Raw genomic sequence first — 18419 nt, forward strand, 5'->3', positions numbered from 1 at the left:
GCGTCCCCCTCAGCCGTCGTTCTTCAGCCGCTCGACCGCGTCGACCAGCTGGCCGACCGTCTCGATCTCGGCCTGCATGTTCATGGTGATGAGGATGTCGAACTCGTCCTCGACCGACGCGACGAAGTCCATCACGATCAGGCTGTCCCATTCGAGGTCGCCGGCGAAGGTCGTCGCTTCGCTGAGCGGCGCGCCCTTCTTGTTGAAGGGCTCGATCAGCTCGGCGACCTTGTCGAAGGTCTGGTCTCGGTCGGTCATGCCCGCTCCCTTATGGCGCTGGCCCCCCCGTGCCAAGGGATTAGGGCCCAAACATGGCGGCCGCTTGGCAGGGCCCGGGCCGCGTGCGATGCTCCCGGCGCGGAGCGAGCGGGGGGTGTGCAAATGGCCGGCGCGCAGGATTATCCCGTCAACGCGGTGCACGTCATCCGCACCGCCCAGCAAATCAACGTCCAGCTTTCCGCCATGGCCGACCAGAAGGCGAGCATCCTGATGGGAGCGGCCTTCGTCATCTTCACCATCGCCATCAACCAGGCGCGGAGCGCGACGCCGCCGCTGCCGCTGCTGATCCTCGGTGCCACCGCCTTCACCGCCGCCGTGTTCGCCGTGCTGGCGATCATGCCGGCCTTGGGCGGGAAGCGACCGCGCGCGCCCGCTAACCTGCTCTTCTTCGGTTGCTATGCGCATCTGTCGGAGGAGGAGTTCACCGAGGCGATGCTGGCGACGATCCGCACCGACGAGGCGGGCTTCCGGGCGATGCTCCGCGACATGCACCAGAATGGAATCGTGCTTGCCCGCAAGAAATACCGGATGCTCGCTTACGCTTACCGCGCCTTCCTGCTCGGCATGAGTGCCAGCCTCGCCGCCTTCATAATCGAGCGGTTGGCTATTTGAGCCAGCCCTCGGCGCGGTACCAGTCGGCGGTGTCCTTGAGCCCCGTCGGCGTCTTCACCTGCGGCTCCCACAGCTTCACCGGCGGCCTTTTCTCCGCGGCGACGACCCAGTCCGGGTGGCAGAAATAGCTGACCCGGTCCGGCGTCAGCTTGGCCTTGCCGCGCCGGAACACCCGGTCGAGGCTGGCCGCGATCCGCATGACGGGCCGCGGCACCGCCACCGTCGCCGCCCGCTTGCCGTAGAGGCGGCCCAGGGTGCGGGCGAAATGGCGGTGCTCCCACCCCCCGATGCGGCCGTCGTCCGGCTCGTACATCTCGCCCCACGTGTCCGGCTCGTCGAGCAGGGCGAGGACCAGCCGGCACAGATCCTCGACATGGATGACCGAGAAATGCCCCCGCGGCGGCAGCGCGACGACGCCGCGCCGCGCCATCCGGAACAGCTCCAGCGTCTCCTTGTCGCCGGGGCCGTAAACGGCCGGCGGTCGCAGGATTGTCCAGTTGAGGCCGGAGGCGGCGACGAGGCGCTCGGACTTCATCTTGGACCAGCCGTAAGCGGAGAGGTCCGGCTCCCGCGCGGCGAGCGAGGAGAAGTGGATGAAGCGCCGCACCCCGGCCTTGCGCGCGGCGTCGATCGCGTTGGCGGTGCCGCCCGCATTGACCGTCTCGAACTCGGCGCGATTGGGGGCGTTGATCGCGCCGGCGATGTGGATGACGGCGTCGGCGCCCGTACATAATTTCACCAGGCTTTCCGGTCGGTCGAGCGCCCCGTCGACCCAGGCGATCTCGTCCTCCGGCGGTTTCCACCCGCGGGTCAGCGCCCGCACGTCATAGCCCTGATCGAGCGCGAGCCGCAGCAGGTGCGACCCGACGAATCCGGTGCCGCCGGTGACGGCAAGGGTGCGGATCTTCTCCGCCCGCCGCGTCACCACGTCCCGCCCTTCACAACGAGACGCCCTACAACGGCGACCATTCCTGGTCCTCCTGGGCCTTTTCCTTTGCCGGCCCGAGATGCTGGAGGATCGCGTCGAGCACCGCCTCGATGCCTTCGCCGGTGGCGCCGGAAAGGGGGAGGGCGGGTGCGCCGGCTTCCGCCTCGAGCTCGTCCGAAAGCGCCTTGATCAGCTCTGCATCGAGCGTGTCGGCCTTGTTGAGGGCGACGATTTGCGGCTTGTCGGCCAAGCCCTCGCCATAGGCGTCGAGCTCGTCGTGGACGATGCGATAGGCTTCCCCGACATCCTCATTGTTCGCGTCGACGAGGTGGAGCAGCACCCGCGTCCGCTCGATATGGCCGAGGAAGCGGTCGCCGATCCCGGCGCCCTCGGCGGCGCCTTCGATCAGGCCGGGAATGTCGGCCATCACGAACTCGCGGCCCTTGTGCCGGACCACGCCCAGCTTCGGGTGCAGCGTCGTAAACGGGTAAGCGCCGACCTTGGCGTTGGCGTTCGTCACGGCGTTGAGCAGGGTCGATTTGCCCGCGTTCGGCAACCCCACGAGCCCGACGTCGGCGAGCAGCTTCAGGCGCAGCCATACCCACATCTCCTCGCCCGGCCAGCCGGTGCCGTGCTGGCGCGGCGCGCGGTTGGTCGAGCTCTTGTAGCTGGCATTGCCTCGGCCGCCGTCGCCGCCCTTCAAGAAAACGATGCGTTCGCCGGGCTTGGTCAAATCGGCGAGGACATGCTCCTTGTCGTCCGAGATCACCTGGGTCCCGACCGGAACCTTGATGACGAGGTCGTCGCCGCCGGCGCCGGTGCGGTTGGAGCCGGAGCCGCCCTTGCCGCGCGGCGCCCGAAAATGCTGCGTGTAGCGAAAGTCGATGAGGGTGTTCAGCCCCTCCACCGCCTCGAAGATGATGTCGCCGCCCTTGCCGCCCTCGCCGCCGTCCGGGCCGCCATATTCGATATACTTCTCGCGCCGGAAGCTGACCGCCCCGGGCCCGCCGGCGCCGGAGCGGATGAAGATCTTGGCCTGGTCGAGAAAATGCATCCCGGCCCTCTAGAACAACGGTCCCACGAAATGAACCGTCTAGGGCCGCCTTAGACCAGGCGAATGTCCGGATGCGTGGCGAGCAGGTGGCGCAGCGCCAGCTCGCGGGCTTTCTCCCGCGGCAGGCCGAGCGCCCCCGCCATCGCCGCCCCGAGCAGCGAATCGCCGAGCGCCGCGAGGACCAGCCACAAGGTCGTGTCGGCGACGGGGCGGTCCTCGTGCCCTTCGACGAGCTGGTCGACCAGCCGGTGGATCGCCTGCAGCACCGGATCGAGCGCGTCGCGATTGCCGGAGACGATCATCCAGGCGGCGAGCTGCCCCGCGCCCTCCTTGTCGAAGGCATCGAAGGCGCCCTCGACGATCTCGCGCGGATCGGCCTCTCCCTGCCGGGCCAGCGCCACGGCGCGGGCGATCGCCGCCGTCACCCGCTCGCCGATCGCCCGCGCCAGCTCCGCCTGCAGCCCGGCTGCCGATCCGAAATGATGGAGCAGGTTGGCGTGCGTCCGCCCCATCCGCGCCGCGACCGCCTTCAGCGTCACCGCCTGCGGCCCCGATTCGAGCAAAAGCGCCCGCGCCGCCTCGATCGCGGCAGCACGGCTGTCTTGCGGACTAAGGCGCGCTCTAGCTGTTGACATTAGTGTCAGTAGTGGCCATTCTGAATATAGGAGTTTAGGATTATGGCGAGCAAAGCGACACCCCAGGATCTGACGATCACGCCGCGCGACCGCCGATTCGGGCGCGGCGCTGAGACGGCCCGCTGGTGGCTCGGCGGCAATCCATACGCGAGCGCGCTCTACAATGCACTCTCCGTCACATTCCCCAAGGGCGAGGCCTATTTCGTCGAGAGCGTGCGCGCTTTCCGCGTCGGTGCCCCGCCGCGCCTCGCCGCCGAAATCAAGGCCTTCACCACCCAGGAGGTGATGCACAGCCGCGAGCACGTCCAGTTCAACCGCCGCGCCGTCGACGCCGGCTACCACATCGCCCCGCTCGAGACGAAGGTCGAGGAGCGTCTCGCAATCTCCCGCGCGCGGCCGCCGATCGTCAACCACGCCGCGACCATGGCGCTCGAGCATTTCACCGCCATTCTCGCCCACGAACTGCTCCGCGACCCGCGCCACCTCGCCGGCGCCGACGCCGAATCGGCGGCGCTCTGGCGTTGGCACTCGATCGAGGAAGTCGAGCATAAGGGGGTAGCCTACGATACCTGGCTGCACGCGACGAAGGGGTGGCCCCGCTTCAAGCGCTGGAGCGTCAAGGCGCGCGTGATGCTGTTCGTCACCCGCAACTTCTTCGTCGACCGCACCGCCGGCGCGCTCGAATTGCTCCGCCAGGACGGCATCACCGGCCCCCGCGCCTGGTGGGGCCTGTTCCGCCAGGCCTTCGTCGCGCCCGGCATGGTGCGCAAGATCCTCGGCGCCTGGGCGAGCTTCTTCCTCCCGGGCTTCCACCCCTGGAACCACGACGACCGCGCCCTCATCGCCAAGGCCGAAGCGGCGCTGGCCGCCTGACCCTTGCCTCCCCATCCGCAGGATGGGGAGGGGGACCAAGCTATGCTTGGTGGAGGGGTATTCCCAGACGCCGCCTCTTTTGAAATACCCCTCCACCACCTTCGGTGGTCCCCCTCCCCGAGCTTCGCTTGGGGAGGCAAGTTACGCCGCGATCGCCGGGAGACTGTCCACCTCCGCGAGGTCGAGCTCCATCAGCCGGCACGGCACGGACTCGCCGCGGCCGGCGCTGTAGCGGCGGGTCATCCCGGTCGCCCGAAAGCCCAGTTTCTCCAGAACGCGGCCCGACGCCGGATTGTCGGTGAAATGGCCGGAGACGAGGCGCGGGAGGCGCAGGCTGTGGCGCGCGGCGGCCACGATCGCCCCGGCCGCTTCGGTCGCGATGCCGCGGCCCCAGAAGGGGCGGGCGAGCCAATAGCCGAGTTCCGGACGGCCGTCCTCGGCGGGATGAAGCCCGACGCAGCCGGCAACACGGGTCGGGTCGCCCCGCAGGAAGATGAGGCAGGAAGGCCAAGCCGGCTGCTGCGGCGTCGCCAGCCACTCCTCGGCATGGTCGAGCCGATAGGGCCACGGCACCTGCGCAAGGTTGCGCACGATCGCCTCGTCCGCGACCGCGGCGAACACCGCGGGCGCATCCTCGCGCCAGCCGGGCCGGAGCAGCAATCTGGGCGTGATCGCGAACATGACTCGTCTCCCTTCGTCGCCGCCGCCTGCCCCTCCTGGGTGTCAGGCGGATGACGGGATTTGCGAGGGAGACAAAAAAAGAGAGAGGGGCCCGGCCCCTCTCCCTCATACGGTTCCCTGACGAGAACCTGGGGGCCGCCCTTGCGGACGACCCTTCATCGATCGTCCGTTATTCCGCTGCTTCTGCCGCCTGCGTCAGGTCGACGCAGACATATTTGCGGCCGAGGCGCCCGTCCTTGAACGTGACGCGGCCGTCGGTGAGCGCAAAGAGGGTGTGGTCCTTGCCCATGCCGACGCCGGCGCCCGGATACCATTTGGTACCGCGCTGGCGCACGATGATGTTGCCGGCGAGGACGGCTTCGCCGCCGAACTTCTTGACGCCGAGACGGCGGCCCGCGCTGTCGCGGCCGTTGCGGGAGGAACCGCCTGCTTTCTTATGTGCCATGACTCTTCTCTAGCTCTTCTTGCGTTCAGGCTTCGGTATCAGAAGCGGCCTTCTTGGTCGACTTCTTCTTCGCAACCGGGCTGTCGGTCATCGGGCTTTCGGCACCGTCGACCTTGAGCGGAGCCTGGGGCTGCGCCTCGGCGGCGGCGGGCGCGTCGGCCTTCTTGGCGCGCGGCTTCTTGGCCGGAGCCTCTGCTGCCGGAGCCGGAGCGGCGGCGGCAGGCGCCTCGCTCTCGGCAGGCGCCGGAGCCGCCTTGGCCTTCTTCGCGGGCTTCTCGGCCTGCTGGTCGCCGATGCCCAGGATCCTGAGGATCGTGTGCTGCTGGCGGTGGCCCTTCTTGCGGCGGTAATTGTGCCGGCGCCGTTTCTTGAAGACGATCACCTTGTCGGCCTTGGCCTGGGCGATGATCTCCGCGGCGACGGTCAGCCCGTCGGTCGAGCGAAGGTCGGAGCCTTCGCCGGCGAGCAGGATGTCGCCCAGTTGGATGGTGTCGCCCGCCTCACCGGCAAGCTTTTCGACGACGATCTTGTCTCCGGCGGCGACGCGATACTGCTTGCCGCCCGTGCGCACGACTGCGAACATGGGTCTTTCCAATAACCAGAATGATATCCGCGCAAACACAGCCGCGGCCGAACCCCGCGCGGGAACCGGGCTGCTACTGAAGCGGGCCCAGTCTGTCAATGCGCCAGTGCCGCTGCTCCAACTTAGTGGCGGTGCTCCCGCTTCAGCCGGTAGCGCCCGTCCGCGAAGGCGTCGAACATGCCCTTGATCGCCGGATGGTCGACCGGCTCGGCGCTGTCGTCCGTCACCAGATTCTGCTGGCTGACATAGGCGACGTAGCTCGCCTCGGCATTTTCGGCGAGGAGGTGGTAGAAAGGCTGGTCGCGGTCCGGGCGGATTTCCTCGGGGATCGCTTCGTACCATTCTTCGGAATTGGCGAAGACCGGATCGACGTCGAACACGACGCCGCGGAAATCGAACAGGCGGTGGCGGACCACGTCGCCGATCGAGAAGCGGGCATGGGTGATCGGCGGCGCCATCAGGGCGGCGGCGGCCATGTCTTCGATCGGCGTGTCGGATCTCGGTAGCATCCTCCCTATTTAGGGCCTGCCGGCCGCGAGGCAAGGAAAGGCCTGCCACCCGCGAGGCAGGAAAGGGGCGCCGGGCGTCTCCCGGCAAAGCGCGGGACATGCCTTGGCAAGCCCGGAACCATCGGCTAGAGGCCCCCGCCTGTCGACCCGCCTCCCGCGCGGGGGCGTGCTTCGCGAATGCGGAGAGGTGCCAGAGTGGTCGATTGGGACGGTCTCGAAAACCGTTGTGCCCTCACGGGTACCGTGGGTTCGAATCCCACCCTCTCCGCCATTCCCTGCGCAGACGCCGCGAACAGCCCCCGTTCCTGTACAGAAGATCTGCCGCTCGTCGGGCGAGTGTGCGGCGGAAGTGCTGCGCGGGCGATCAGTAGAAGAGGTAAAATTCGTACACGCCGATGACCCGGCGTGCGAACTCGTCACGCCTTGCCCGGCTCAGCGACTTCCACTGGCGGGTGATGCCCGGGCTGGCGAATTCGGCGGCCTGCGCCTCGATGAGCGCGCCCTCCTCGTCGACCTCGCCGGTATGCAAAGCGGCGGCGATCAGCCCCAGATTCGCCAGCGCCGCTCCGTCCATCGCGCATTCGTCGAACGTCGGCTGCTGGCGTGCGAGGGTGGGATCGGCCATTTCCAGGTCCGTCTGCTTCCGCCGACGTGCGGGCAATACCGTAGTCACCCTGTGTCATGAGGCGGGAATCCCGACGCCACCTTCTCCGCCGTCCGGGGTCGTCTTTCAGGTGCCGGAGACGTCCAGCTGCGCCGCCGCGCTCCTGAGCCGCGCCTGGGTCGCGGCGTCGCCCTGGAACGCCGCCAAGCCGGACTGCAGCGCCTTGGCAGCACCGCCCGCGTCGCCCAGCACCTTGCGTGAGCGCATCAGCCGGATCCAGCCGTCGGCGTCGCGGGGATTGGCCTCGAGCCGCTTCGCCAGGCGCTCGACCATGTTCTTGACCATCTTGTCCTGCTCGCCCGGTGGGATCGAGGAGGCGGCGGCGAGCTGCTCCGCCGTCGGACCCGGAATGCCAGCGGTGGCGGTCGGCGCGGCGGTCGGAGCAGCCGCGGGCAGTGGGAGCCGGTTGCGCTCCGCAGTCTCCCGCATCGTGCGCTCGAGGTCGGCGCGCCACGGCGCTCCGGCCGGCGTGTCGGCGAGAAGCGCCGCCCAGTCTCCGATCGCGCCCTTATGGTCGCCCCCCAGATCCCTCTGAACGGCGACGAAGTACCGCGCCCGCGGATCGGAGGCGTCCAGCGCGAGTGCCTTGCGCAGTGCCGCGGCGGCTTCGGGGACGACGGTCTTGCTCCCGGCCTGCAGCGCCTCGCCGAGCGACGACCAATTCTCCGCATTGTCCGGCTCGATGTCGGCGGCCTTGCGATAGGCCGCGGCCGAGGCGGCGGAATCGCCTTTCTCCGCATAGGCCCAGCCGACCGTCCGCCAGTCCTTTGCGAGCGGATCGGCAGCCCGCGCCCCGCCGCCGCCGCTCCGCAACCCCGAATAGCCCACCGACCCCGCCGCCGCGAGCGCCGCGGCGATCAGCAGCAGCGTCGCGAGCGAGGGTCTGCGGGGGCGTGTGTCCGGCGCGGCCATGGACTTGCGATCATCGCCGCAAAATGGTCAACGTCAAGCAGGGGAGCGGACGATGCCGGAGCGGTTCCGCATTGCGATCATCGGATCGGGCCCGGCCGGCCTCAGCGCCGCGGCGCGCGCGGCGGCGCTCGGCCTCAGCCACCTCCTCCTCGAAAAGGCCGACCACCTCTCCGACACCATCTATAAATACCAAAAGGGCAAGCACGTGATGGCGACGCCAGCCCAGCTGGTGCTGCGCTCCGACATGCCGTTCGAGGCCGGCAAGCGCGAGAAGGTGCTCGCCGCCTGGGACTCCGGCGCCGAAGCGGTCAACGTCCGTCTCAACGCGGACGTGCGCGCGATCGAGGGCGGGGAGGGGGCCTTCACCCTGAAGCTGGCGGACGGCGCGGCGATCGAGGCGGAGACTGTCGTCCTCGCCATCGGCACGCAGGGCAATCCCAACCGCATGCGCTGTGAAGGCGCCGACCTGCCCCACATCCAATACCAGCTCGACGACCCCGGCGAATATGTCGACGAGCACATCACCGTCGTCGGATCGGGGGATGCCGGCATCGAGAACGCCCTCGGCCTCGCCGCCGATCAGGCCCAGGGCAATGTCGTCACCATCCTGAACCGCGGCGCCGATTTCGCCCGCGCCAAGAGCGCCAACGTCAAGCTGCTGATAGAGGCTGAGGCCGCCGGCCGCATCGCCGTCATGAGCGAAACCGCGCCCGTCAAGGTGGAGCCCGGCAGCCTCACCCTCGACACACGCGACGGACGGCAGACGATCCGCTGCGACCGCATCATCGCGCGGACCGGCTCGGCGGCACCCCGCGCCTTCGTCGAGGCCTGCGGCATCGTCTTCACCAGCCCCGACCGCGAAGCCTTCCCGCAGCTCAGCCCGAGCTTCGAGACGAGCGTCCCCGGCCTCTACGTCATCGGCGCGCTCGCCGGCTATCCGCTGATCAAGCATTGCATGAACCAGGGCTATGACGTCGCCGAATATATCGCCGGCAACCGCAGCCTGAAGCCGGCCGACGAGCCGATCCTCGCCGCCAAGTTCGACGGCCTGCCCGGCCGCCGCCCGGTCGAGGAATGGCTCGAATTGCTCCGCGCCGGGGTGGCCATCTTCCACGATCTGTCGCCGCTGCAGATGCGCGAGTTCATGCTCGACAGCGCGGCGACCTTCCAACCTGCGGGGACCACAATCTTCGAGCGCAACGGCTCCGGCGATTCGCTCTTCGCCATCGCCTCCGGCTCCGTGCTGGTAGAGGTCGGCCCGGAGGCGAGTGTGCCCATCCACACCGGCTCGATCTTCGGCGAGGTCGGCCTCATCTCCGGCCGCCGCCGCGGCGCCACCATCCGCATCGCCGAGGATTCGATCCTCGTCGAAATCCCGCGCACCGCGGCGCTCAAGCTGATGGCGACGGTCCCCGCGGCGAAGCGGGCGATCGAGCGCATCTCGATCGAGCGGCAATTGCTGCAGGTGTTCGGCTCCGGCCTCGCCCCGGAGGATGTCGCCGAGCTGCTCGAGACGGCGGAGGTCAAGACCGTCCGCGCCGGCGAGCCGGTCATCACGGAGGGCGAGGAGGGGCAGGACATCTTCGTCATCCGCCGCGGCTCGATGGTGGTCGAAAAGACGATCGGCGGCCGCCCCGTCTTCCTCTCCTACCTCCCCGCCGGCTCCTATGTCGGCGAGATGGCGCTGATCGACGGCGGCCCGCGCACCGCCACCGTCCGCGCCGCCATCAAGTCCGAGGTGATCCGGTTGGACGGCGCCGCCTTCGCCCGTCTCCTCGCCCGCAAGCCCGATCTGCTCGGCAAGGCGAAGCGTGACATGGCGGCGCGACGCGAGGTCAACGCCTTCGTCGAAGCGAAGAAGGACGGGTTCGGCGACGCGCTCGGCCTCTATTCCTCGGTGGCGAGCTTCCTCGTCGACAACGGCATCGGCGAGGCGACCGACGTCCTCCTCATCGACGAGAAGCTCTGCGTCGGCTGCGACAATTGCGAGCGCGCCTGCGCCGACAGCCACGAAGGCCTCTCCCGCCTCGACCGCGAGGCCGGCAAGACCTACGCCCACCTCCACGTGCCGACCTCGTGCCGCCATTGCGAGCACCCGCATTGCATGGCCGACTGCCCGCCCAACGCCATCCACCGCGGCCAGGACGGCGAGGTGTTCATCGACGACAGCTGCATCGGCTGCGGCAATTGCCAGCGCAATTGCCCCTACGGCGTCATCCGCATGGAAAAGGTGCCGCCGAAAAAGCCGCCCTTGCTCGCCTGGCTCCTCGCCGGCCTCGGCCCCGGCCCCGGCGAGCCCCCCAGGAAGTGGACCGAAAAGCGCGTCTCCCCCGACACGCCCAAGCGCGCCGTCAAATGCGACATGTGCGCCGGCATTTCGGGCGGCCCCGCCTGCGTCCGCGCCTGCCCCACCGGCGCCGCCATCCGCGTCGCGCCGGAGCAGATGCTGACCGTCGCCCGGCTGGAGCGGAAGGGGTGAGGCGATTGTCTCGGCAGCCCAAATCCCCTCTCCCTGGAGGGAGAGGGCAGGGTGAGGGGGTTCGGCTTCTGAAGGTCTCCGCGGACGCCGAGCCCCCTCACCCTAACCCTCTCCCCGCCGGGGAGAGGGGATTGTAATGACCTCCCGCGGCATCCCCCGCACCACCCTCGGCGAAGGCGCGCGCCATGAGGGGTTCCTGCGCCACAAGAGCTTCCGCTGGGCGAAGATCGCCTTCCTCCTCTGCGCCCTCGCCATCGCCCTCTACGCGCTCGTCGATGTCCCGGGCCGCCACTATGGCGGCACCGCGCCGGGCTATCTGCTCGGCACAATCTCGCTGCTGCTCATCCTCTGGCTGACCATGCTCGGCGTCAGGAAGCGCGTGATGACCCGCGGCCGCTGGTCGCTGAAGGGCTGGACCAGCGCCCATGTCTGGCTCGGCCTCTCGCTCGCGGTGCTCGCCACCCTCCACACCGGCTTCCGCTTCGGCCCGGACGTGCACACCCTCTCGTACGCGCTGATGCTGCTCGTCATCCTCTCCGGCCTGTACGGTGTCGCCGTCTATGCCGCGCTGCCGAGCGCTCTCAGCGACAGCCGCGCCGAGATGACCAAGCCGCAGATGGTCGACGCTCTCGCCAAGCTCGACGCCCAGCTCGAAGCCGCCGCCCAGCCGCTCGCCCAGCGCGACGCGGCGCTGGTCGCCCGCGCCATTCGCGAAGACCCGTTTCGGGCTGGCCTCGCCCGCCGCCTGTCGGGGGCCTCGTCCCGGTCACCCACGCTGCGCGCCCTCGCAAGCCTGCGCGGTATCCCCGAGACAGGCGCGCTGGTCCCCGTCCTCGAACGCAAGGCCGCGGCCCTCGCCCAGATCCGCCGCCACCTGCGCATCCGCGCGCTGCTCGAGGTCTGGCTTTACGTCCATGTGCCGCTGACCTTCGCCCTCATCGCCGCGCTCGCCGCCCATATCCTCAGCGTCTTCTTCTACTGGTAGGGGCGGGTGGCCTTTCTCCTCCGCACCGTCACCACGAGCGCCGAGGGGCGCGAGATCGTCCGCACCCGCAGGATCGAGCGGGACCGCCTGACCATCGGCCGCGGCCCCGGGAGCGACATTCCCCTCACTGATCTCGCTGTCGCCCTCGAGCACGCGGCGGTGGAGCGGCGCGGCGACCGCCTCCAGGTCGCCGTGGCGACCGGCCTCACCGTTGCCCTCGACGGCCGCCAAGTGTCCTCCGGCACGATCGCCGTCGCCAGCGGCGGCGACATCCGCATCGGCAGGCACCTCCTGCGCTTCCTGCCCGCGCCAGCCGAGGCGGACGACATCGAAGTCGGCGTCGAGCGGATCACCGAAGGCGCGGCCAAGCTCGACCGCAGCGCCGAGCGGCTCTTCTCCCTCGCCTCGGTCATGCCCGGCAAGCGCCCCATGGCCTGGCTGCTCGCCCTGCTCGTGCTCGGCCTCTGCATCGGCTGGCCGCTCAAGACCTTCCACGACCGCCAGCAGCGCGCGGCGCGCTTCGCCCATTTCCAGGCCGACGAGATCTGGTCGGCCGGCCATCTCAGCGCCGCCCACGCCGCCCTCCAGCACAATTGCAACGCCTGCCACGACAAGCCGTTCGAGTCGGTCCGCGACGCCGCCTGCGCGTCCTGCCACCGCGACATTCACGGCCATGCCGATCCGTTCCGCCTCGCCCGCGCCCAGCCCGATCTCACCGCCTGGGGCCGCTTCCAGCTACGCGTGAAGCAGGCGTTCGACCTGCCGCCCGGCCGCTGCATCGATTGCCACACCGAGCATCAGGGCCCGCAGAAGATGGCGCCGGCGCCGCAACGTTTCTGCAGCGACTGCCACACCGCTTTGTCGTCGAAGCTCCCCGACACGAAGCTCGGCAACGCCGCGGATTTCGGCCGCATCCACCCCGACTTCCGCCCCGCCGTCATCACCGGCTGGAGCGGCGAGCACCCGATCCTCGGCCGCGTCTCTGCCGCCACCGGCCGCGAGGAGAACGGCCTCAAATTCCCACACGCCCTCCATTTGTCGCGCTCCGGAGGCGCGGCCCAGATGGCGCGGCGGCTCGGCCTCGGCAGCGGCCTCGACTGCGCCAATTGCCACCGCCCCGAACCGGAAGGCGCGCGCTACCAGCCGGTGGTGATGGAGCGCGATTGCGCGATGTGCCACAGCCTCGCCTTCGCCCGCACCGGCGGCACCATCCGCACCCTGCGCCACGGCGACCCCGCCCAGGTCATCGCCGACCTTCGCGACTATTACAGCGCCCGCAGTGCCCCGCCGCCGCCCAGCTTGGCGCCCTCCGCCCGCCGCGTGCCCGGCGCGGCGCCGGCCGCCGCGACCCGCATCCGCTTCGAGCAGGGCGCCTCCGCCCCGGGCCCCGACGCCGCCGTCCGCGCGGTCTTCTCGCGCGGCGGCGCCTGCTACGATTGCCATGAGGTCGAGGCACCGCCCGCCGGCTCGCTCGCCTACCGTATCCACCCGGTCGCCTTTCCCGAGCGCTACGTGCGCCACGGCTGGTTCGATCACCGCCCGCACGCCGCGCAGAGCTGCGGCAGCTGCCACCAGGCGGCCAGTTCCCGGAGCGCGTCGGACGTGCTGATCCCCGGCATCGCCACCTGCCGCGGCTGCCACGGCGGCGAGCGCACAGCGAAAGCGGTCGCCTCGCCCTGCGCGATGTGCCACTCCTATCACGCGCGGCCGGGGGCACCGGCGATGGTCATCCGCCAGCGGCTTCGCGGCGAGCGCCGCGCGGTCGCCGTGGAGGCAGTACCGATGGCAGCGGGGGAGGGGCGCTGATGCTGATCGCGCAGATCACCGACATCCACCTCGGCTTCGAGCCAGGCAACCCGGACGAGCTGAACCGCCGCCGCCTCGACGCCGTGCTCGCCACCCTCGGGGCCATGAACCCGCAGCCCGACCTCATGCTGATGACCGGTGATCTCGCCGACGCCGGCGACGATGCCGGGGCCTATCGCCGGCTGACGGAGGCGACGTCGCGCCTCCCGTTTCCCTGCTACCCCCTAGTCGGCAACCATGACGGCCGCGCCGCCTTCGCAGCCCATTTCCCCGCCTTCTGCCGAGACGGCTTCGCCCAGTATGAGATCGACGCCGGCCCGCTCCGCATCCTCGCCCTCGATACGCTCGACGAGAGCCGCCACGGCGGCGCCTGGTGCGACGCACGCGCCGCCTGGCTCGCCGCCCGCCTCGCCGAGCAGCCCGAGCGCCCGACCCTCATCGCCTTCCACCATCCGCCGGTCGACGCCGGTCTCAGCTTGATGGGCGAGAATTCGGACGCGGCCTGGGTGCGGCGGCTCGAAAGCGTGATGACGCCGCACGCCAACATCGTCGCGATGGTCGCCGGCCACCTCCACCGCCCGCTCGTCACCCGCTTCGCCGGAACCCTGCTCGCCGTCTGCGCCGCCACCGCGCCCGAACTCGCCCTCGATCTCGGCACGATCGACCCCGAAGCGCCCGACCAGCGCCCGCTGATCGTCGAGGAGCCCCCCGCCTTCGCCCTCCACTTTTGGACCGGCCGCACCCTCGTCACCCACTTCGGCCGGGTCGCCGACGACCCAATCCTCGCCCGCTTCGACCACCGCATGCAGCCCCTCGTAAGGCTCCTGGCCGAGGAGCGGCGAAGCTAGGCTCATCTTCAGCCCTCCCCGTGCGAGAAGCGCATCGGGAGGGGGACCGCGTGAAACGCGGTGGAGGGGCCTCTCTGAGTCGGCAAGGCCCCTCCACCGGACTTCGTCCGGTCCCCCTCCCCATGAGGCTGCGCCTCACGGGGAGGACTAAGGGCCGCGCCTCAGCGGACCCAGTCCGCCATGCTCCCCGCATCGCTGACCCGGAACGGATTGCCCCCCGCATTGAGGAAAAACCGCTCCATCTCCCCCCGCGTGAACGGTCGCGATCCGAGCCGCCCGAAGACGGCGATCTGCCCGCCGGTCTCGTCGACTGCCCGGTCGCGGTCCAGCCCCTTGGCCATCCCCAGCGCCGGGTGCGGCGTCCTCGCCCAGGCGATCAGCTCGGGTATCGGTGCCGGCGAGAAGCCGTAGAAATTGGGCTGGCTCTCCGGGCTGGTCAGCTGCACCACCTTCACCCCCGCTTTGCCGTCCGCGACGTAAGCGAACAGCGAGGCATTGGTCGACGCGACGACGACGTCCTCGACGTCCGTCATCCGCCCCCCGAACGTCTCCTTGCGATACAATATCGGCCGCTCCGGATTGGCGACGTTGACGATGACCAGCCCGTCGCCCTTGCCCGCCACATAGGCATAGGTCCGCGCCACATAGACCTTCCGCGCATCGCCGAGCCGCACCGTCGCCGACGGCACCGCCACCGGCCGGTCGAGGCGAGTCACGTCGAACAGCTTCAGCCCCTCGGCGTCCGTCACCCACAGATAGCGAAACTGCACCGCCGACGCCCGCGCATCGCGCAAGGGCAAAGTCGCCGCCAGCCGCGGCTTCAGCGGATCGTCGAGGTCCACCACCACCAGCCCCGCCGCCGCGCTCACATAAGCGACATGCCCCGCCAGCGTCACATGCCGCGCCCCGTTCAGCACCCCGCCCGGGTTCCAGGTCAGCGCGCGCTTCAGGAAATTGTTCTGGGGATTGCCGTCGGCGAACGTGTCGACGTCGACGAGGATCAACCCCTCCTCGGCGTCGGTCACCACCGCATAATGGTAGATCGGGTGGAACGGCTGCTCCTGGTTCGCCGCGCGCATCTCCGGCGTGTTGCGGGTCGGCGCGATCGGCTGGTTGGTCGGCAGCGCCATGCAGGTCGCGTTGCGGCTCGGCACATGCGCATTGTGGCCGAGCGGCGAGAAGGGGGCCGTGAGGATCTTCTCCGACACGCCCTTGTTGCCGATCGAGGCAATGTCGTAGACGCGGAAGCCCCCGCGTCCCTCCGCGACATACAGATATTCGCCACGATTCTGCAGGCAACGCACCTCGCCGCCTGCCGCTTTGGCGATGTTGGCGAACACCTCCGAGCCGCCCTTGCCGGTGCGCGTCCAGTCCACCAGCTCGCGCTTGTTCCTCTCGACGTGCAGCCGGAAATAGTCCGGATAGGCGAAGCGCTGCAGGTACGACCCGATCACCGCCTGCGGCTCGTCCCACTCCGTCACCCGCGTCGCCTGGAGGCCGCCCTCCAGCCCCGCCCAGGCATTCAGCCCGACGAAGTTCACGAAGTTCGTTCCCTGCAGCAGAAGCTGCGCCATCACCGCATTGTTGTCGTTCGCCGCCGACAGATGACAGTCGCTGCACGTCTTCGTCTCCGTCGTCCGCACCGTATGCGGGAAATGCGGCGCGAAGGCCTGCGAGGAGAAGCCGCTCGCCGAAATCGGCGGCTGCTGCACGTAGATCCGCTCGCGGTTGATATTGGTCGACGACAGGATCAGCGCCGAGCTCGATCGCACCGGCGCGACGATGCTCCCCTTCGTCGTCATGTGCCGCCCGAGCTGGAACATGTCGTCGCGCGCGACCTGCGGATTGTAGGTCGCGAAGTTGCGCGTCTCGCCGCCCTCGTAGCGATGCGACGCCGCCTTCCAGTTCGCCTCGATGGGCAAATGGCAGCCGCCGCAGGACGGCGTCCAACTGAGGTGGCACGAATAGCAGGCCATCGCGTCCGGCTTGTGCGCCAGCTTGGCGTCCGGCACGCCGCTCCCGAACAGATACTGCCCGGTCTCTGCCCCATCCGCCGACATCAATTTCGCCCGCGCCGCCTTCATGTTGAAGCGCGGGTGCGTCGGATCGACGCTGTCCCTGACAAGCGACACCCGCCAGTACAATTGCGGATCGACGATCGAGCGCTGCACCAGCACCTTGCGGCCGCCGTCGTCCTCCATCCACTCGAACCGTCTTTGCCCATCCGGGTTGCGCAGCAAGGCGAGATTCGTCCCCTTGGGCGGCGCCGCCGGCCCCGAGGTCAGCAAATTCGGATAGTCCCGCGCACTGCCGTGGCAATCCTTGCACGAAATCTCGATGGCGTTGGCGACCTCGCCGTAGATGAACCCGTTGCCGTGGCTGTCCTGCGCAAAATGGCAGTCGGCGCACTGCATCCCTTTCTCGGCATGGATGTCCATCAGGTGCACGGCTTTGCCGGGATTGACCCCAGGGGGCACGAACTGCCCCTCGCCCTTCCGGCGGAACTTCTCCGGATCGCCAGGCGGCACGATCTTCCCCTCGGCGTCGAGCAGATTGCCCTCGCGGTCGCGCTTGTAGGCCGCCCTGAAATTCCACCCGTGCCCATGATAATCGGCGAACTGCGTATGCTTCGCCTGCGGGTTCACATCGTCGTTCACCCGCCGCAGGAAGTCCGCATCGCCCCACAGCCCCCGCGGCGCCGCGCCTTCCGGATTGCGGTCGTTCACCGCCCGCGTCTCGGCGTCGCTCGGATAATGCTGCTGCCGGTAGAGCGCCTCCTTGCCCTTGGGCGCCGGCAGGCGGTTCTCCGGCCCCGGCCACATCAAATCGGCATCGCTCTCATAATCCCACATCGTGTAGCCGAGGTAGGAATTCAGGAAGACGTTGGGCTGGTGCATGTGGCAGCTCATGCATTGCGACGTCGGGATCGCCCGCGTGAACGCATGGCCGAGCGGGTGCCCGCTCTCCTTTTTCCCCGCGATGGTCGGGTCCGCCGTCGCCGTCTGGCCGTCGCGGCCGTAGGGCGCGTAGCTGAGGCTGTGCCGCGGCTCGCGGTCGTTGGCGTAGACGACATGGCAGCCCGCGCAGCCCGAATGGCGATAGTCGCCCGGCTGGTCGTTGGTGCCGAGGAACCACGCGAACGGGTCGTTCAGCCGCGTCTTGTGGATGTTGAGGATGGGGATCGCCACCCGCAGCCCGGTGCCCGGCCCCCGGTTCGACTGCCGGATGTCCGGCCGCCCGCTCTCCTCCAGCCGCTGGATCGCGCCCGAAGGGGAGGGGAGGCCGATCTCGGGAAAGCCGGATCCGATCGTCCGCCCCCCCTGCTCGAACACGCGGAAGACATCGCCCGGCGGCACCACCTGCCAGGTCGGCAGCGGATAGAGCTCGGCCAGTGCCCCCTTCGCCGTCTGCGCGCCCGTCAGCCTGCCGTCCGACGCGGTGAAGGGAGACACGATCTTCGCCGGCTGCCCGTCCTTCGTATAGCCCTCGCCGAACCGGTAGGTTTTGAACGGCAGCACGCCGTTATTGTACGCCGCTCCGCCCCAGAACATCGCCCCCGTCGACATGAGCGACCGCTCCGCCGCCTGCACCGTCTCGAGGTGGCACCCGCCGCAGCTCTCGCGCACCACCCGATAGTCGGACGGATTCACGAAGCGAATATATTCCGGGCTCTCGACGTTGAGCAGCGAGTAGCTGCGCTTCGGATTGGCCGAGGAAGGCCACCCCCACGCTTTCGGGAAGCGCGGCAGCACATGCGCCGCATCCCGCGCGGTGACGTAGCGCGGATCAGAGGGTGCCAGCGAAGCGTCGCCCCGCACCCCCGCATTGCCGCCATGGCAATCCGCGCACCCCAGCACCACCGCCTGGCTCGCATGCATCGTCCGATATTCGCCGTCCGAATGGCAAGACTGGCACCCGGCGCTCTTCCGATCGGCGGCGGGCCAATCCTGCGACTGCGCCGCGGGCCCGGCGCGGACGAGGCTGTAGTCCCGCGCCACCGGCTTCTGCCCCTCGGCGGCGATCAGCGGCCCCCCCAGCACCACGAGCACGAGCACGAGCAGGAGGAGCGCGGCCAACCACCGCCCCCCTCCCAGCCGCGATCCCGTATGGCCCCGCATCCAGCCTC

General features: G+C 69.4%; 16 protein-coding genes, 1 tRNA gene and 1 pseudogene. 7 read left to right on the plus strand and 11 right to left on the minus strand.

What is annotated here, in order from left to right:
- Nucleotides 1–9: 9 nt before the first annotated feature.
- A complete protein-coding gene (locus VGC56_RS09690; RefSeq protein WP_464124695.1) occupies nucleotides 10–258 on the minus strand; it encodes an acyl carrier protein in 249 nt (82 codons plus the stop codon).
- 123 nt (nucleotides 259–381) lie between these two features.
- Between VGC56_RS09690 and VGC56_RS09695 the strand changes: the two genes are divergently transcribed.
- On the plus strand, nucleotides 382–891 hold the full coding sequence (locus VGC56_RS09695) for a Pycsar system effector family protein (RefSeq protein ID WP_464124696.1): 510 nt from the start codon (nucleotides 382–384) through the stop codon (nucleotides 889–891).
- On the opposite strand, the gene VGC56_RS09700 is transcribed toward VGC56_RS09695, so the two are convergent.
- Genes VGC56_RS09700 through VGC56_RS09710 form a run of 3 tightly spaced genes read right to left on the minus strand, consistent with a single transcriptional unit; the run spans nucleotide 884 to nucleotide 3508 of the window.
- Complete coding sequence (locus VGC56_RS09700; RefSeq protein WP_464124697.1) at nucleotides 884–1816, minus strand: NAD-dependent epimerase/dehydratase family protein; 933 nt, start codon at nucleotides 1814–1816, stop codon at nucleotides 884–886. The genes VGC56_RS09695 and VGC56_RS09700 overlap by 8 nt on opposite strands.
- A gap of 28 nt (nucleotides 1817–1844) precedes the next feature.
- Nucleotides 1845–2873 carry a GTPase ObgE gene (gene obgE, locus VGC56_RS09705; RefSeq protein WP_464124698.1) on the minus strand — a complete coding sequence of 343 codons (1029 nt, stop codon included), beginning with the start codon at nucleotides 2871–2873 and terminating at the stop codon, nucleotides 1845–1847.
- Nucleotides 2874–2923: 50 nt separating this feature from the next.
- Entirely contained in the window at nucleotides 2924–3508 is a 585-nt protein-coding gene (locus VGC56_RS09710; RefSeq protein WP_464124699.1) for a TetR family transcriptional regulator, read from the minus strand.
- A 42-nt stretch (nucleotides 3509–3550) separates the two neighbouring features.
- Here VGC56_RS09710 and VGC56_RS09715 point away from each other — a divergent pair, with 42 nt between their 5' ends.
- Nucleotides 3551–4381 carry a metal-dependent hydrolase gene (locus tag VGC56_RS09715; RefSeq protein ID WP_464124700.1) on the plus strand — a complete coding sequence of 277 codons (831 nt, stop codon included), beginning with the start codon at nucleotides 3551–3553 and terminating at the stop codon, nucleotides 4379–4381.
- Nucleotides 4382–4522: 141 nt separating this feature from the next.
- Here the strand turns inward: VGC56_RS09715 and VGC56_RS09720 are convergent, their stop codons facing one another.
- The 4 genes and pseudogenes from VGC56_RS09720 to hspQ all read right to left on the minus strand — a co-directional run bounded on the left by VGC56_RS09720 (nucleotide 4523) and on the right by hspQ (nucleotide 6599).
- Entirely contained in the window at nucleotides 4523–5062 is a 540-nt protein-coding gene (locus VGC56_RS09720; protein ID WP_464124701.1) for a GNAT family N-acetyltransferase, read from the minus strand.
- A 169-nt stretch (nucleotides 5063–5231) separates the two neighbouring features.
- Nucleotides 5232–5507, minus strand: a complete 276-nt coding sequence (gene rpmA, locus VGC56_RS09725; RefSeq protein ID WP_464124702.1) for a 50S ribosomal protein L27 — start codon at nucleotides 5505–5507, stop codon at nucleotides 5232–5234.
- A 211-nt stretch (nucleotides 5508–5718) separates the two neighbouring features.
- Nucleotides 5719–6090: pseudogene (rplU, locus tag VGC56_RS09730) on the minus strand (50S ribosomal protein L21); the annotation flags it as partial.
- Between the two features lie 122 nt (nucleotides 6091–6212).
- Entirely contained in the window at nucleotides 6213–6599 is a 387-nt protein-coding gene (hspQ, locus tag VGC56_RS09735) for a heat shock protein HspQ (protein ID WP_464124703.1), read from the minus strand.
- A gap of 181 nt (nucleotides 6600–6780) precedes the next feature.
- Between hspQ and VGC56_RS09740 the strand changes: the two genes are divergently transcribed.
- Nucleotides 6781–6870, plus strand: a tRNA-Ser gene (locus tag VGC56_RS09740).
- A gap of 93 nt (nucleotides 6871–6963) precedes the next feature.
- On the opposite strand, the gene VGC56_RS09745 is transcribed toward VGC56_RS09740, so the two are convergent.
- Nucleotides 6964–7224, minus strand: a complete 261-nt coding sequence (locus tag VGC56_RS09745; protein WP_464124704.1) for a hypothetical protein — start codon at nucleotides 7222–7224, stop codon at nucleotides 6964–6966.
- A gap of 105 nt (nucleotides 7225–7329) precedes the next feature.
- Nucleotides 7330–8175 carry a tetratricopeptide repeat protein gene (locus tag VGC56_RS09750; protein ID WP_464124705.1) on the minus strand — a complete coding sequence of 282 codons (846 nt, stop codon included), beginning with the start codon at nucleotides 8173–8175 and terminating at the stop codon, nucleotides 7330–7332.
- Nucleotides 8176–8227: 52 nt separating this feature from the next.
- On the opposite strand from VGC56_RS09750, the gene VGC56_RS09755 reads away from it, so the two are divergent.
- The 4 genes from VGC56_RS09755 (at nucleotide 8228) to VGC56_RS09770 (ending at nucleotide 14293) form a co-directional block, all read left to right on the plus strand.
- Nucleotides 8228–10654, plus strand: coding sequence for a cyclic nucleotide-binding domain-containing protein (locus tag VGC56_RS09755; RefSeq protein WP_464124706.1), 2427 nt, complete (start codon nucleotides 8228–8230; stop codon nucleotides 10652–10654).
- 136 nt (nucleotides 10655–10790) lie between these two features.
- Nucleotides 10791–11639, plus strand: coding sequence for a hypothetical protein (locus VGC56_RS09760; RefSeq protein WP_464124707.1), 849 nt, complete (start codon nucleotides 10791–10793; stop codon nucleotides 11637–11639).
- Nucleotides 11640–11645: 6 nt separating this feature from the next.
- Nucleotides 11646–13445: a cytochrome c3 family protein gene (locus tag VGC56_RS09765; RefSeq protein WP_464124708.1), complete on the plus strand. Its 1800-nt coding sequence runs from the start codon at nucleotides 11646–11648 to the stop codon at nucleotides 13443–13445.
- A complete protein-coding gene (locus VGC56_RS09770; protein ID WP_464124709.1) occupies nucleotides 13445–14293 on the plus strand; it encodes a metallophosphoesterase in 849 nt (282 codons plus the stop codon). Before VGC56_RS09765 ends, VGC56_RS09770 begins: the two co-directional genes overlap by 1 nt.
- A 161-nt stretch (nucleotides 14294–14454) precedes the next feature.
- Here the strand turns inward: VGC56_RS09770 and VGC56_RS09775 are convergent, their stop codons facing one another.
- The gene (locus VGC56_RS09775; protein WP_464124710.1) at nucleotides 14455–18411 is read right to left on the minus strand and encodes an LVIVD repeat-containing protein; all 3957 of its coding nucleotides are present in this window, start codon (nucleotides 18409–18411) and stop codon (nucleotides 14455–14457) included.
- Nucleotides 18412–18419 lie beyond the last annotated feature (8 nt).

The sequence above is a fragment of the Allosphingosinicella sp. genome (genome assembly GCF_036403745.1).
Lineage (GTDB): Bacteria > Pseudomonadota > Alphaproteobacteria > Sphingomonadales > Sphingomonadaceae > Allosphingosinicella.